11 protein-coding genes are annotated in these 14,092 nt (G+C 62.8%); 6 read left to right on the forward strand and 5 right to left on the reverse strand.

Translation table 11 applies throughout. The annotated features are described in order from the left end of the window. Positions 1–11: 11 nt before the first annotated feature. Positions 12–1,276 (reverse strand): IS3 family transposase gene (locus ACX80Z_RS14415; RefSeq protein ID WP_459316337.1). Its coding sequence is split into 2 segments (ribosomal slippage): positions 12–973 and positions 973–1,276, totalling 1,266 coding nucleotides; the frame shifts between segments, so codons are not numbered across the junction. A gap of 485 nt (positions 1,277–1,761) precedes the next feature. Continuing rightward, positions 1,762–3,009 carry a helix-turn-helix domain-containing protein gene (locus ACX80Z_RS14420; RefSeq protein ID WP_459316338.1) on the reverse strand — a complete coding sequence of 416 codons (1,248 nt, stop codon included), beginning with the start codon at positions 3,007–3,009 and terminating at the stop codon, positions 1,762–1,764. 239 nt (positions 3,010–3,248) lie between these two features. On the opposite strand from ACX80Z_RS14420, the gene ACX80Z_RS14425 reads away from it, so the two are divergent. The 6 genes from ACX80Z_RS14425 (at position 3,249) to ACX80Z_RS14450 (ending at position 9,014) form a co-directional block, all read left to right on the forward strand. Next, the gene (locus tag ACX80Z_RS14425) at positions 3,249–5,039 is read left to right on the forward strand and encodes an NAD(P)/FAD-dependent oxidoreductase (protein ID WP_116778999.1); all 1,791 of its coding nucleotides are present in this window, start codon (positions 3,249–3,251) and stop codon (positions 5,037–5,039) included. 72 nt (positions 5,040–5,111) lie between these two features. Beyond that, positions 5,112–5,897: an acetoin reductase gene (locus ACX80Z_RS14430; protein WP_116778998.1), complete on the forward strand. Its 786-nt coding sequence runs from the start codon at positions 5,112–5,114 to the stop codon at positions 5,895–5,897. Between the two features lie 40 nt (positions 5,898–5,937). Beyond that, complete coding sequence (locus tag ACX80Z_RS14435) at positions 5,938–6,993, forward strand: 2,3-butanediol dehydrogenase (protein WP_459316339.1); 1,056 nt, start codon at positions 5,938–5,940, stop codon at positions 6,991–6,993. 48 nt (positions 6,994–7,041) lie between these two features. After that, the gene (locus ACX80Z_RS14440) at positions 7,042–7,566 is read left to right on the forward strand and encodes a hypothetical protein (RefSeq protein ID WP_459316340.1); all 525 of its coding nucleotides are present in this window, start codon (positions 7,042–7,044) and stop codon (positions 7,564–7,566) included. A 280-nt stretch (positions 7,567–7,846) separates the two neighbouring features. Then, positions 7,847–8,323 carry a GNAT family N-acetyltransferase gene (locus ACX80Z_RS14445; RefSeq protein ID WP_459316361.1) on the forward strand — a complete coding sequence of 159 codons (477 nt, stop codon included), beginning with the start codon at positions 7,847–7,849 and terminating at the stop codon, positions 8,321–8,323. 166 nt (positions 8,324–8,489) lie between these two features. Then, positions 8,490–9,014 carry a hypothetical protein gene (locus ACX80Z_RS14450; RefSeq protein ID WP_459316341.1) on the forward strand — a complete coding sequence of 175 codons (525 nt, stop codon included), beginning with the start codon at positions 8,490–8,492 and terminating at the stop codon, positions 9,012–9,014. Positions 9,015–9,133: 119 nt separating this feature from the next. On the opposite strand, the gene ACX80Z_RS14455 is transcribed toward ACX80Z_RS14450, so the two are convergent. The 3 genes from ACX80Z_RS14455 to ACX80Z_RS14465 are packed head-to-tail and all read right to left on the reverse strand — an operon-like array spanning position 9,134 to position 13,936. Next, positions 9,134–12,253 (reverse strand): alpha-mannosidase, encoded by a 3,120-nt coding sequence (locus ACX80Z_RS14455; RefSeq protein ID WP_459316342.1) that lies wholly within the window; start codon positions 12,251–12,253, stop codon positions 9,134–9,136. A 4-nt stretch (positions 12,254–12,257) separates the two neighbouring features. After that, entirely contained in the window at positions 12,258–13,115 is an 858-nt protein-coding gene (locus ACX80Z_RS14460) for a carbohydrate ABC transporter permease (RefSeq protein WP_459316343.1), read from the reverse strand. After that, a complete protein-coding gene (locus ACX80Z_RS14465; protein WP_459316344.1) occupies positions 13,115–13,936 on the reverse strand; it encodes a carbohydrate ABC transporter permease in 822 nt (273 codons plus the stop codon). The genes ACX80Z_RS14460 and ACX80Z_RS14465 overlap by 1 nt, the downstream gene beginning before the upstream one ends. Between the last annotated feature and the right edge of the window lie 156 nt (positions 13,937–14,092).

Here is a 14,092-nt window from a genome sequence, read left to right on the forward strand (position 1 = left end):
GGAGACTCGCGCTATTTGATTTCTACCAGCTTAGTGTTGTTGGTTTTGCCAGCATGGAACGTTTGCTCGAATTCTGCGGGTGGAATGTCGCCGAGGTAGCCGTGAAGACGTTCGGTGTTGTGCCAGTGAACCCATCCGAGGGTCGCTAGCTCAAGGTCCTCAACCGTTCTCCAGGGACCAGGTCGGACGGGGCCTCGGACGAGTTCGGTCTTGTAATAGCCATTCACGGTCTCGGCCAGCGCGTTGTCATAGCTGTCGCCGACGGTCCTGATCGACGGTGTTGCACCGATTTCAGCGAGACGTTCGCCGTAGCGAATCGACGTGAATTGACTGCCCGCATCGCTGTGACAGCGCAGGTCATCATGGTGAGTGCCGCGGCCCCACCGTGCCATTTCGATCGCGTCGAGGACCATCTCGGTGCGCATGTGTGACGCGCACCGCCACCCGACGATCATTCGGCTGAACACGTCAATGATGAAGCAGACATACGCGACCCCAGCCCACGTCGGAACGAAGGTCAGGTCGGTCACCCAAAGCCGGTTCGGGGCCACCGCGGTGAACTCCCGGTTCACCAGGTCCGGGTGCCTCCTCGCGGCAGGATCCGGCCTCGTCGTCCTCACACGCTTTGAACGCCTCGCACCCTCGATGCCGGCGGCGCGCATCAGCCTGCCAGTCTGATCGCGGCCGATGTCGATCCCGGCACGACAGGCGGCTTTCCAAAGTTTGCGGACCCCGTAGACACGATAATTGTCCTCCCAGAGTCTGATCAGATCCGGGGTAAGGACTGCATCGCTGACAGCTCGCGCCGACGGTGCGCGGTTCTTCGCGGCATAGTAGGTGCTCGGAGCCACCTGCAGCAGTGTACAGATGGGCTCGACTCCGAGCCGTCGTCCCTCGACAACGTCATCCTTGTTCGCGTCGATGAACGAGACTATTTCCGATGTTGGCGGTCGAGCTCCGCCCCGAAGAAACTCGCGGCGCGCTTGAGAATTCCATTCGCACGACGCAGCTCACGGTTCTCCTGCTCAAGCTCACGCACCCGTCTGGCCTCCGAGGTACTCACCCCTGGGCTCTGGCCATCATCAACATCCGCCTGCCGCACCCACGCCCGCACCGATTCAGTTCCATATCCCAGTTGCGACGCGACCCGATGCACCGTTCCGTGCTCGGTCCCCAGCTCCGCCCGCAAGGTCCGAAGCATCCGGACTGCAGCCGCTTTCTCCTCCGGCGAATACCGACGTGCCGTCGACTTCCCAGATCCCTGACTCTTTGCCATGACTCTATTCTCGTTCCAAGATCAGGAGTCTCCAACAAACCCAGAGCGGTTCAGTTGGACTGGGTCGTATCGGTGCCGGACTGGGCCGGTTTGGGGAGGTTTTCGGGGGAGGCCCGTGTTTGCAGGGGGTGAAAGCCGGTTCAAGTCCCACTTCGGGCACGCGTTTCCCCTTGTCAGAGGCTGTTTTGTCCTCTGACTGTGCACAAACCGGCTCAGATCGTGAACAGGGTGTGCCTGTTTGGGTGGGTGGGTTGCAATCTTCCTGTGGCGGTTCGCCTCCTTTCTCGCCTGGAGCACTGGTCGAGCTTTCTTACTACTTCATGGGGGAGTGGTGGTGAACGTACATGACTTTGGTGGAAGTTTCTTCCGAGTTCCCCTCTTTTAGCTTCTGACCGGCACGGGTCGTATCTGTCGCGTGAATCGCCCAAGGCGAGGGCTGCCCGGGGCGTTCATCAGGATAGGCTCGCGATCGGGGGCTACCGAGCTTACGCCCGCAGCTCCCGATCAATCCGTTCCATTCGAGAACGCACCAACTGGAAACGCGCGTCCCCGGGACCGGTCAATCTTGCCAGCGCGGCAGCGGCGGCGATGTCGCCCGAGCCCATGTCGCTGGCGCACCAACGTGACATCATCTCGGCGTCTCCGCTGGAACGGACCGAGGCCGCAACCGCCTCATTCAATTCGTCACGCATGAGCTCCACAGTCAGGTTCGTCGAGCGGTTGAGCAAGCGGGCCGGGTACGCGGCCAACGCTTCTCCGAGGCGGCCGGCCCGCAGATACGCAGCCACTTCGTCGGCGTCGGACACCACACGCACGCCGGCGGTAAAACGGTATGGATTGGGCTCCACCACGGCACCCAGCACCGAACGGATCCGGTGCATTTCCGTCCGGATTGTCGCGGCCGCTCCGTCCTCGCCGTGCAGCTGGTAGGCCAGCTCTTCTGCGCTCCAGCCTTGCGTCCGGGAGGCCAGCAAGGCCAGTATTTCGGCTCGGCGCAGCGTGATCGGAACGCCGCGGCCGCCGTCGAGCTCTGCTGTCGGTTTGTCGCCGAGCAGCCGCAGGAAGAGCGTGGAGGCGGTGTAGGGGCTGGACAGCCCGACGGCGGCACGCGGAGCCGCGTCCGCCGTCGGGCCCGCGGACCGCAGCAGTTCCTCGGCCAGCCGCACGCCGCAACGCACCATGCGCAGGCTGTCCCGCGTCATGGAATCGATCGGCCCGGAAACATCCAGCACCCCGACGATTTTCCCGCTGAAAGGGTCACGGATGGGGCCGGCAGTGCATGCCCAGTCGTGGTGTGTCCGGACCAGGTGCTCGGACGAAAACAACTGGGCCGGGCGCCCGGAAATAAGCGCTTCGCTGATGGCATTGGTGCCGATACCGGACTCGGACCAGTCGGCACCTTCAACGAACTCCAGCGAGTCGGCCTGCCTCAACGCTGACCCGCTGCCGACCCGCCACAGCACCTCGCCCTGATGGTCAGTGACGATCAGCAGGTGACGGCCAGCGGCCGACTCATCGGCGAGCAGCTGGGACAGAGCCGGAACCACGGATGCCAGACGATGCTCCGCTCCCAGCGTCCGGGCTTCAGACACGTCATGCAGATGCAGCGGACTGTGCTGCTCGGGATTGATTCCCAAAGCCAGGGAGCGGCGCCATGACTCCAGCAACGACGGCGAGAATGCCGGATCCGGCGAGCCGGCCAGCGTAGCCTCCCAGGCACTGCGGAGCGTCATGGCGTATTCCAGTGGAGAGGAGAAGCGGAGCCCAGGATCGGGCGCCAACGCGTGCCCCATGTGTCTACTCCCAACTCGCCGTCGAATCGATCCGCCCGACAACCCCACAGCAAAAAGGGGAGAGGCCCGTGTAACCCGATTGTAACCCCCCGCGACATTTACTTGTGATGAAAGTCACCATCAGCCCGGCTATTACGGAACCGGGAAATGACTCATCGTCAGCAAAGGAAAGAGGAAACATGCCTGAGACCGCAAACGGCATAGCCGAGGCTTGGCTGGCGCAGTTTGACGAGGCGCTGCGCAGCCACAACACCGGGGCCGCACTGGAATTGTTCGAGGACGAATCGTATTGGCGCGACTTCGTATCCTTCACCTGGAACCTCAAGACCCTCGAGGGCAAGGACCAGATCAGGAGCATGCTGGACGCCACGCTCGAGAATATCCAGCCGGCCAACTGGACCCTCGCCGAAGATGCCACCGGGGACGCCGCGAACACCGAAGCATGGGTCAACTTCGAGACCTCACAAGCCCGAGGTTACGCACACCTGCGCCTGCGCAACGGCAAATGCTGGACCCTGCTCACCACCATGCAGGAGCTGAAGGGTTTCGAGGAGAAGAAGGGTGCCAACCGTGAGAAGGGCGTGGCCCACCACATCAGCAAGGGCCGCAAGTCCTGGCTGGAACTGAAGGAAGAGCAGGAAGCCAGGCTCGGCTACCAGGACCAGCCATACACGGTGATCATCGGCGGCGGGCAGGGCGGCATCGGCCTCGGTGCCCGGCTGCGCCGGCTCGGCGTGCCCACCATCATCATCGAGAAGAATGAGAAGCCGGGCGACTCCTGGCGGAACCGCTACAAGTCCCTGCACCTGCACGACCCCGTCTGGTACGACCACCTGCCGTACTTGAAGTTCCCGGAAGACTGGCCTGTGTTCGCGGCCAAGGACAAGATCGGCGACTGGCTGGAGAATTACACCCGCATCATGGAGCTGAACTACTGGTCCAGCACCGAATGCACCAACGCCCGCTACGACGAGGACGCCCAGGAATGGATCGTCCAGGTCATCCGCGACGGCGAGCCGGTCACCTTGCGTCCCAAGCAGCTCGTCTTCGCCCTGGGCGTCTCGGGTTACCCCAACGTGCCCACGTTCGACGGCGCCGAGAGTTTCCTGGGGGAGCAGTACCACTCCTCCAAACACCCGGGTGGCGGCGACTGGACGGGCAAGAAGGCCGTGGTGATCGGGTCAAACAACTCGGCCCACGACATCTGCGCCGACCTCTGGGAACACGGCGCCGACGTCACCATGATCCAGCGCTCGTCCACCCACATCGCCCGCAGCGAGTCCCTCATGGACCTGGCGCTTGGTGATCTCTATTCGGAGAAGGCGCTGGCCAACGGCGTCACCACGGAGAAGGCCGACCTCCTGTTCGCCTCGCTGCCGTACCGGATCCTCCCGGAAGCCCAGATCCCGGTCTACCAGGAGATGGCAAAGCGCGACGCTGGCTTTTACTCACAGCTTGAGGCCGCGGGGTTCGAGCTGGACTTCGGTGTGGACGGCTCGGGGTTGTTCCTGAAGTACTTGCGGCGTGGCTCCGGCTACTACATCGATGTCGGCGCCTCCCAGCTCATTATCGACGGCCGGGTGAAACTCGCCAACGGCCAGGTCAGTAAGATCACCGGCAACGCCGTGGTCATGGACAGCGGTGCCGAGCTGGAAGCCGACGTGATCATCTACGCCACCGGCTACGGCTCCATGAACGGCTGGCTCGCCGACCTCGTCTCACCCGAGGTGGCGGACAGGGTGGGCAAGTGCTGGGGCTTCGGCTCCGAAACCCCCAAGGACCCCGGCCCCTGGGAGGGCGAGCTGCGGAATATGTGGAAGCCCACCAACGTGGAGAACCTCTGGATCCATGGCGGCAACCTGCACCAGAGCCGGCACTATTCCAACTACCTGGCACTGCAGATCAAGGCTCGGCTGGAGGGGCTGCCCACACCGGTGTTTGAGCTTCAGGCTTCGCACCACACCCGCTGATAACCCCCCATTCAGGCGACGACTGCGCCGACATGGCGCAGCCGTCGCCATGCCTGAAAGGATGCTAACCACATGACTGTTCAAAACAAAGTAGCCCTCGTCACCGGCGCCGGCCAAGGGATCGGCCGGGGTATAGCGCTGAGATTGGCCCGGGACGGATTCAACGTTGCCGTGGCGGATCTTGATTCCCAGCAGGAGAAGGGCGAGGCCGTAGTTGCCGAAATTGAGGCCGGCGGGGGGCGGGCGGTCTTCATCGCCGCCGACGTCGGGCGGCGGGCCGATGTTGTGGGCGCAGTCGAGACGGCCAGCCAGCAGCTCGGCGGCTTTGACGTAATCGTCAACAACGCGGGCATCGCCCAGGTTCGGCCGGTGCTGGAGATCACGGAGGAGGATCTGGAGCAGGTCTTCCGGATTAACCTGAACTCCGTGATCTGGGGCATCCAGGCGGCCGCTGCAAAGTTCGATGAACTTCAACACGGTGGCAGGATCATCTCAGCCGCTTCGATTGCGGCCGTGAAGGGCTTTCCGATTCTAGGGGCGTACTCGGCATCCAAGTTCGCGGTCCGGGGCATCACCCAGGCCGCGGCGCAGGAGCTGGCGCCGAAAGGCATCACCGTAAATGCCTATGCGCCGGGCATTGTGGGCACGGGAATGTGGGAGTTGATCGACCGGGAACTGAGCAAGATCAACGGTAAGCCGGCCGGTCAGAACCTGAGTGAGAACGTCAAAGCCATCGCCCTGGGCCGCATCGAGACGCCCGACGACGTCGCGAAGGTAGTCTCCTTCTTCGCCAGCCCGGATTCGGACTATGTCACCGGACAAACGCTGATCGTAGACGGCGGCATCCTGTATAGCTGAGCCCGACGAATCAGACATCAATACAAAGGAAGAAGAAAAGATGAAAGCAGCACGGTTTTACGCCCGCAATGATCTTCGGATCGAGGATGTTCCGGAGCCGGAGGTGCGGGCCCGGACAGTAAAAATCCAGGTTGCGTGGTGCGGCATCTGCGGAACCGATCTCCACGAGTTCCTGGAAGGCCCCATCTTTGTCCCATCGCCCGGACACCCCCATCCTCTCTCCGGAGAAGAAGCCCCAGTCACCCTGGGACACGAATTCTCCGGGACGATTGTGGAGGTCGGGGAAGGTGTTGACGAACTAGCAGTCGGCGACAATGTCGTCGTCGAACCCTATTTCGTGTGCGACGAGTGCGCACCCTGCAAGGCAGGCAACTATCATCTGTGCACGAAGATGGGCTTCATTGGCTTGTCCGGCGGGGGCGGCGGTCTCGGCGAGAGAATTGTTGTGGACACGAGGTGGGTTCATAAAATCGGTGACATTCCGTTGGATGAGGCCGCGTTGATCGAGCCGCTGTCGGTTGCCCACCACGCGGTGACCCGCAGCGGTGCCAAGACAGGCGACGTCGCACTGATCGGCGGTTCCGGACCCATCGGGCTGCTTGCGGCGGCCGTTTTGAAAAGTAGGGGTGTCACCACAATCATCAGCGAGCTCAGCGCGGCCCGCAAGGAAAAGGCACGCTCCAGCGGGGTCGCGGACTACGTGATCGATCCGAGTCAGGAAGACGTCCAGACACGGGTACAGGAAATCACGGATAGCGTCGGCGCAGATGTGGCCTTCGAATGTGCCGGCGTCAATGCCGTGCTGGATACGCTACTCAGTGCCGTAAAGCCCGCCGGCGTGGTGGTGAACGTGTCCATCTGGGGTCATCCGGCGACGGTGGATATGCAGAAAATCGTGCTGAAGGAGATCGATTTGCGGGGCACAATCGCCTACGTGCGCGACCACGCCGAGGCGATCAGGCTGGTCCAGGACGGCAAGGTGGACCTCAAGCCATTCATCACCGGCAGGATCGCGCTGGAAGACCTGGTCGACAAGGGGTTCGATACCTTGATCAACCACAATGACACCGCGGTGAAGATTCTGGTCCACCCGTAGCCTCCCGGCGCGTTCAAAGACGAAAGCAACGTGAGATGAGGCGTGAGGATGGATTTTTCGACGACGGTCGGCAGGGATGCCGACGCTGAGGTTCCAATTGACAGAGTTCCAGACACGACGCGAACACGGTGGTTCCTGTTCGGTATCTCGAACCTGGTTGTTGTGGTGGTGTTGGCGCTCGCGTCGTGGTATCTGCTTGCAGACCCGACTACGAGTCCCTGGGCGTTTTATCCGCTGCCGTTCAATGCGGCATTGTTCTGGGCGATTCTGTTCATCGTCTTTATCGGCTTCAACACCGAGTTCTGGGGATTCGACCGTATCCCTCAGCCGCTGCGCGGGTTTGTCATCATCTGCGCGGCTACGGTGTTCGCTGTGATTGTGACCTGGGTGCTCGCCAACGTGCTCGGCCACTTTTCTCCAAGTTTCGCTGCGTCTAGCGACGGTGGGCTGGGGTACTTTACCGGCGCACTGTTCGTCCTGTTCGGCTTCGCGACTTGGGCGATGGTCGTGCTCAACTGGCTGCACTGGTCCTCCAGAAATGCTCTCGTGGGGAGTGACGAGGAAGGTACATGACTTCGGTGAGGGTTTTTATTATGGTTCCACGGCCGGCTCGGCGCTCTGTAGCGGTTGAGCTACCCCGGATTTGTTGGTCGAGGCAACACCTGCGCGGGGGAGTCTTTTGCCCGGAGAGCGTCTCGCGGTACAAGACCGGCTGACGGGCGCTTCGATTAAGTTGCGGTGAGCTAAACGGGGACCGCGCAGCTTCGTGCTGCGCAGGTTAACGGGTGGCCTGGACGGTGCGTCGTCTGTATCGTCGGAACTCATGGAATTACGTTCTCTTTCCGAATCCGATATGGATCAGGCGCTACTCGCCCAGAAGGAACTTGCTGTAGACCAATTCGACTTCCTCTTGAGTTATGACCCCGGGGACGACTGGACGGACTTCCTGGTCGACCTTGAAGCAATTCGACAGGGTCGAGATCTCTCTGTCGGGCGTGTCCCGGCTACCTTCCTCATCGCGGAAGTTGACGGGAGCATCGTCGGACGGGTTTCGATCCGCCATAATCTGAATACGTTTCTTCGGACGGTCGGTGGACACATTGGATATGCCGTTCGCCCCCAGTTCAGGAGGCGCGGATACGCTCATCAAATACTAAAGCTCGCCCTTCTTGAAGCAAAGCGACTCGGAATTGATCAGGTTCTGGTGACGTGCGACGCCGACAATCACGCGTCCAGGTCCACAATTGAGAACTGCGGCGGTGTCCGTGAGGCGCCTCTGGCGGCTGATACTGCTACGACAGCAAAACTCCGTTACTGGATCGACACTTAGACCCCGCTTTCTGAGCTGTCGCCAACGTTCCGATAAGCGATCGGCAAAAGGGTGCGTCGGCGTGTAACTGAGCGACCCCGTTGGATAAGCTTCATTGCGCCCGGCGATCCGGTCTAGCTTGGCGTTGGGTGCCAGCCTGTGGCAAACGCTTATCTCTAGGAGACTCATGTCAGACAGATCTCCCGTCGGACGACTCGAAGTCCGCGTCGGAGGGCTTTCCCGGCGGCAACTTATGGACAGCCTGAGCGCGCATGGCATCTTGGTTAATGGTCACGCGGAGACGCTGATTGGGGACGTCATTTTCGGCAACCAGGCATCTCGGCGGGTCGTGGTCACAGAGCGTACTGTCGCTGAACTAGGGCTTCCGCATGGGGCGACGCTCGCGCAGATTTTCGACAGTGCGCATCAACAGGGCCTGTTGCTGTGCCCGGTGGATACTGCACCCTTTTTACGGATGGCTCTCAATGAGCAGGCAGCGTCTCGCGATTCGGTGATGTCGTCGGGGAGCGCGCCCGATTGTGCCCTCACGGTGGCCGCTGAAGCGCTTAGTGAGGACGACGAGTATCCGAAAGGCTTCTATCTGCGCGTCGTAGACGGCCAAGCGTGGCTTCGCGGCTACCAGTGCGACGACGAGCACACTTGGCCCCCCTATGACCGGTTCATCTTTCAGCTTCCGCCGTCTCCCGTCTGAACGCAGCCGGTGCCACCCGCTCACACAAACCACTTGTCAGGCTCACGCTGGGAGACAATAACTTCCCCGGACCTGCCGGGTTGAACCGGCAGGTCTGGCTGTGACCGGACGGCCTGTGGTCAGGAGCCTGGCCGGACCCGGAAGCGCAGCGTCACCAGCTGGAATGGACGCAGCCGAAGGGCAACCTGCCGGTCGTCTGCGGCGGGGAACACGCCGTCAACCTCCCGCTCCAGCAGATCAGTCGCCACGACGGCGTCACAGAGAAATCCCAGAGTCAGTAGCGCATCGGCCCTGCCTCCAAAGGCTTCATAGAGCCGGACGACGACGTCGCCACTCCGGTCCTCCGCCAGCTTCACAGACTCGATCACAGCCGCCGGATTGTCCACGGTAATCACCGGTGGAAGGGAGGAGGACCCGACCTCGGACAGCCGGCGCAGCGGCAGATTCAGCCGGTACCCCTCGGCAACCGCCTCCGCGACGCCCGACAATGGTCGCAGCGCAAAACCAAAATTGTGCAAACCTTGATCCGACTCCGGATCCGGGAACAGCGGCCCGCGCAGCAGTGACAGCCGCACCAGCGTGCATGCTCCTCCATCCGGAAGCGTCGAGCGGGAAATGTCGTGCCCGTACGTCGAATCATTGGCCACGGCCACCCCAAATCCGTTTTCCTGCACCTGCACCCACCGGTGCGCCACCGTCTCGAACCGCGCGGCATCCCACGAGGTGTTGCTGTGGGTTGGCCGGTGGATGTGCCCGAACTGGACTTCCGAGGCCGCTCGGTCAGCCAGCAGGTCCATCGGAAAAGCCAGCTTCAGGAGCTTCTGTTGCTCGTGCCAGTCCACCTCCACCGAGATGTCAACCGCGGTGCCATCGCCGCTCAGTGAAATCCGCTGCACCAGCCGCGACTTACCGAAGGATCGTACAACCCGCAGCACGCCATCGACGGCGTCCACCGAATCCGCGGCGGTCAGCTCGACGACGTTGAACCGGTAGTGGTCATCAATATCCCACGCATCCCACTGGTTGGGTGTATCGCGGAACAGCTGGAACACATTCCCTGGATACCCCGGTGAAAAGATCTCGCGTTCCAAGGACAGGACAACCAACGACGTAAACAGCCCGTTTTCATCCACCCTCAGCCGGAGGGAGCCGCTCGAAAGGATCCACGACGAACCCTCCCGCGTCAGCGAGCACTCGGCCGCACCCGTAGCGACCCCGCCGCCAAAGCCAGGAACACCGGCGATGGGGTATGGCCCCGCGTTTAACGCGACGGCGGAGGAACCAGTCCCCAGCAAGGCACGCAACGCGGTGTTGATTAGCTCCTCAAGCGACGAAGCAACGGCCGCGTATTGGCGCTCCGCCTCCTCGTGCACCCAGGCGATCGAGGAACCCGGCAGGATGTCGTGGAATTGCTGCAGCAACACGGTGTGCCAGGCGCTTTCCAATGCATCGTAGGGGTACTCCAAGCCGACGCGCAGGGCAGCAGCCGTGCACCACAACTCGGCTTCCCGCAGCAGGTGCTCGGAGCGGCGGTTGCCCTGCTTGGTCCTGGCCTGAGAGGTGTAGGTTCCCCGGTGAAATTCCAGATACAGCTCACCGGACCAGACGGGCGCTGCCGGATATTCCGCCTCGGCTGTTTTGAAGAACCGTTCCGGGCTGGACAGAGACACCGCGGGCGAACCCTCCAGAGACTCAACCCGCGCCGCAGCGGCGAGCATTTCCCGCGTTGGTCCGCCGCCACCGTCGCCCCAGCCAAACGGAACCAGCGAGGTGTTGGCCGCACCCTTCTCCCGGTACCGCCGCTGGGCGTGCGCCAGCTCAAGCCCGGACAGCTCCGAGTTGTAAGTATCCACCGGCGGGAAATGCGTGAAGACCTGGGTCCCATCGATCCCCTCCCAACGGAAGGTGTGGTGCGGAAACAGGTTGGTCTCGTTCCAGGAAATCTTCTGCGTGAGGAACCACCGGGATCCGGCGGCCTTGACGATCTGCGGCAATGCCGCCGAATACCCGAAGGAATCCGGCAGCCACACGTCGAGCGGTTCCACGCCGAAGTGCTCCAGGAAGAAGCGTTTCCCCGCCACAAATTGCCGGGCGAGAGCTTCGCCGCCCGGCATGTTCGTGTCGGATTCGACCCACATGCCGCCGGCTGGCACAAACTGGCCCGACCGCACCCTGGCCGCCACCCGCTCAAACAGGTCCGGGTAGTAGTCGCGCAGCCAGGCAAACTGCTGTGCCGAGGACGCGGCAAAGACAAATTCCGGGTTCCGGTCCATCAGATCCAGCACGTTAGAGAAGGTCCGCGCCACCTTCCGTACGGTCTCCCTCACCGGCCACAGCCAGGCGCTGTCAATATGCGCGTGTCCGACGGCGTGGAGCCGGTGGGCGCTGGCATATGCCGGAGCGGCCAGCACCTCCGTGAGGCAGGCGCGCCCGGCGGCTGCAGTCCCGGCCACATCGGCGGGCTCGACGGCGTTGACCGCCCGTTCCAGCGCCCGCAGAATTTCATATCTTCGCGGCAGGTCCACCGGAAGCTGGTGCATGAGCCCGTTGAGTGTCCAGAAGTCCTGTCCCAACTCCCAGGCTTGCACATCGAAGAGGGCAAGTTCGGCGCCGCGGAAAACGTAGAGGGGATCGGCGCCGGCGGTGGAGAGCGAGCCCAGCGGGGTGGGCGCATAATTGAACCCGACCAGGACGTTGGGGTTGGACGCCGCCTCCACGTAAAACTCGAAGGAGGACCCTGGTGCGGCGTCGACCGGGACCCACATGTTCAAAGGCTCCAGCGCCTTCAATACCCGGCCCTCGGACGAGTACACCAGCCCCTCCGCCTGGAAACCCGGCATCTCTGCGCTGAATCCCAGGTCAACGACTGCTTCCAGGCGATGCGCCAGAGCGGAACCATCAGAAGCGGACATACCAGGGCCCGAGCCACGGGGACTCGAACCATCCCCGCCAGACGTACCGCCCGCGCGGGCGGAGCTGCCGTCGTCGTCGTAAACCCACTCCTGCGGCACGGTCCCGGACACCCGGAACCACGTGGTCCCCCACGGCGCACCCCACGGGGACCCCGCCGAAAACGGCTCGAAGGAGGACGCTACCGCCGAGGCGAAGGGCACCGGCTCGCCGGGTGCCTCCCAGACGGAAACCGACAGCGGCACGGCTACGCGCCAGACCGCGGGAGTGAGCCGCTCGGTCATAAACCGGTTGATTCGGGCTTCAACGAGCAGCCGGTTGTCGTGCATGGACCTACCCTTTCACCGCGCCGGACATGGCGAATGAGCCGCCGATGCCGCGCGAAACAACGATGTACAGCACGATTACGGGCAGCGAATACAGGATGGAGAACGCGGCCAGTTCCCCATACGCGACGGTTCCGAACTGCCCGAAGAACCGGAAGATGCTCACCGCGGCCGGCTGGTTCTCAAGCGAGAACAGCAGGATGAACGGCACGAAGAAGTTCCCCCACGCCTGGATGAACACGAAGATGAACACGACGGCCAGCCCCGGGCGCATCAGCGGCACCACAATGTGCCAGAGGGCCTTCATGGAGGACGCCCCGTCCATCCAAGCCGCCTCCTCCAGGGAAATCGGTACCGAATCCATGAAGTTCTTGGTCATCCAGATGGCCATCGGGAGGAACGTCGCGGCCATGAAGAGCGTGGTCGCGGCGAGGGAGTCCAGCAGGTTCAGCTGCACGAACAGGCTGTACACGGGGACCATGATCGCCGTGATCGGCAGGCAGGTGCCGAACAGCACCGTATACATGAACGGCCGGTTGAAGCGCATGTTGAACCGGGACAGCGGGTACGCGGCCAGCACCGCCGCCACCATCGTCAAGCCCGCGGACCCCGCGGAGAGGATCGCGCTGTTCAGCAACGGAATCAGGCTCTGTTCCGGTGTCAGAACGGCCGCGAAATTGGTCAGGGAGAACGACGACGGCAGTTGGGTCTGGTAGCTGGCGTCGGCGTCCAGCGACGCCAGCACCAGCCAACTCAGCGGCACCAGGAAGCACAACGCCAGCAGAATCAGCGCCGCATTGGAGAAGATCCCCGCGATGTTACGGCGGCCGGAGGATACCGACGCCGTGGACAAGGTGGCAGCCATCAGTCCTTCCTCTCCCGGAGCAACCGGATATACGCCAGCGAGAACGCACCGCCGATGATCAGCATCACCACGGCGATGGCGGTACCGTAGCCGATGTTGCTGTAACGGAAGGCCTCTTCGTAGGCCATGATCGGCAGGGTGGTGCTCCGGTTGGTGGGACCACCGGCGGTCATGACGTAGATCAGCGTGAACACCGCCAGAGTCTGCAGAGTGATGAGCATCAGGTTCGTGGCGATACTGCGCCGGATCATGGGGATGGTCACATACCAGAGGCGCCTGGCCCCACCGGCGCCGTCAATCTCGGCCGCTTCGGTGATCTCCTGGGGTACATCGTTCAGCGCCGCCTGATACACCATCATCGAGAAGGCCGCCCCGCGCCAGATGTTGGCGAGGATGATGGCCAGCATCGGCGTTTCAAACAGCCAGTCGACGGCCGGCAGACCAATGAAGCCGGTCAGCTGGTTCAGCGTGCCGTCCCGGAAGAAGAAAGCGTACGCCACGAAGGCGGCGACGATTTCCGGCAGCACCCACGCAGCAACTACGCAGGTCCCGACGACGGCCGAGATCCACTTGTGTGCCTTCAGCATCAGCAGGGCCAGGCCAAGCCCCAGCAGGTTCTGCCCGATCACCGCGGAGGCGAGGACAAAGAGGACGGTCAGCCAGACAGACTGCGGGAACAGGGGATCGCTAAACAGTTCGAGGTAGTTCTCGAAGCCGATCCATTCCGGGTTCTGCGCGTTCGCCCCGGTCAGGGCAGCGTTGGTGAAGGAGCCGTAGAAGGACCAGATGATCGGTCCGGCAAGGAAAATGCCGATGAGCACAATGGCTGGCGCGAGGGGCAGCAGGCGCAGGGCGTTCCGGCCCCGGGGGGAGCGGGTGGGCTGTTCGCTTCCCTCCGGCTCCCGCCTTTGGAACCCGCTGCCCGGTTCACCCTTGGATGGGCCCCCGCCACCCGGGCCACGGGAAGCGACTGTCGA

This window comes from Arthrobacter sp. TMT4-20, assembly GCF_054510775.1.

Bases quoted from the DNA above. Each gene is read 5' to 3' on its own strand.
- ACX80Z_RS14435 (WP_459316339.1), top strand. From the start codon at position 5,938: ATGAAAGCAGCACGGTTTTACGCCCGCAATGATCTTCGGATCGAGGAT.
- ACX80Z_RS14425 (WP_116778999.1), top strand. From the start codon at position 3,249: ATGCCTGAGACCGCAAACGGCATAGCCGAGGCTTGGCTGGCGCAGTTT.
- ACX80Z_RS14460 (WP_459316343.1), bottom strand. From the start codon at position 13,115: ATGGCTGCCACCTTGTCCACGGCGTCGGTATCCTCCGGCCGCCGTAAC.
- ACX80Z_RS14445 (WP_459316361.1), top strand. From the start codon at position 7,847: ATGGATCAGGCGCTACTCGCCCAGAAGGAACTTGCTGTAGACCAATTC.
- ACX80Z_RS14420 (WP_459316338.1), bottom strand. From the start codon at position 3,009: ATGACGCTCCGCAGTGCCTGGGAGGCTACGCTGGCCGGCTCGCCGGAT.
- ACX80Z_RS14430 (WP_116778998.1), top strand. From the start codon at position 5,112: ATGACTGTTCAAAACAAAGTAGCCCTCGTCACCGGCGCCGGCCAAGGG.
- ACX80Z_RS14440 (WP_459316340.1), top strand. From the start codon at position 7,042: ATGGATTTTTCGACGACGGTCGGCAGGGATGCCGACGCTGAGGTTCCA.
- ACX80Z_RS14455 (WP_459316342.1), bottom strand. From the start codon at position 12,253: ATGCACGACAACCGGCTGCTCGTTGAAGCCCGAATCAACCGGTTTATG.
- ACX80Z_RS14450 (WP_459316341.1), top strand. From the start codon at position 8,490: ATGTCAGACAGATCTCCCGTCGGACGACTCGAAGTCCGCGTCGGAGGG.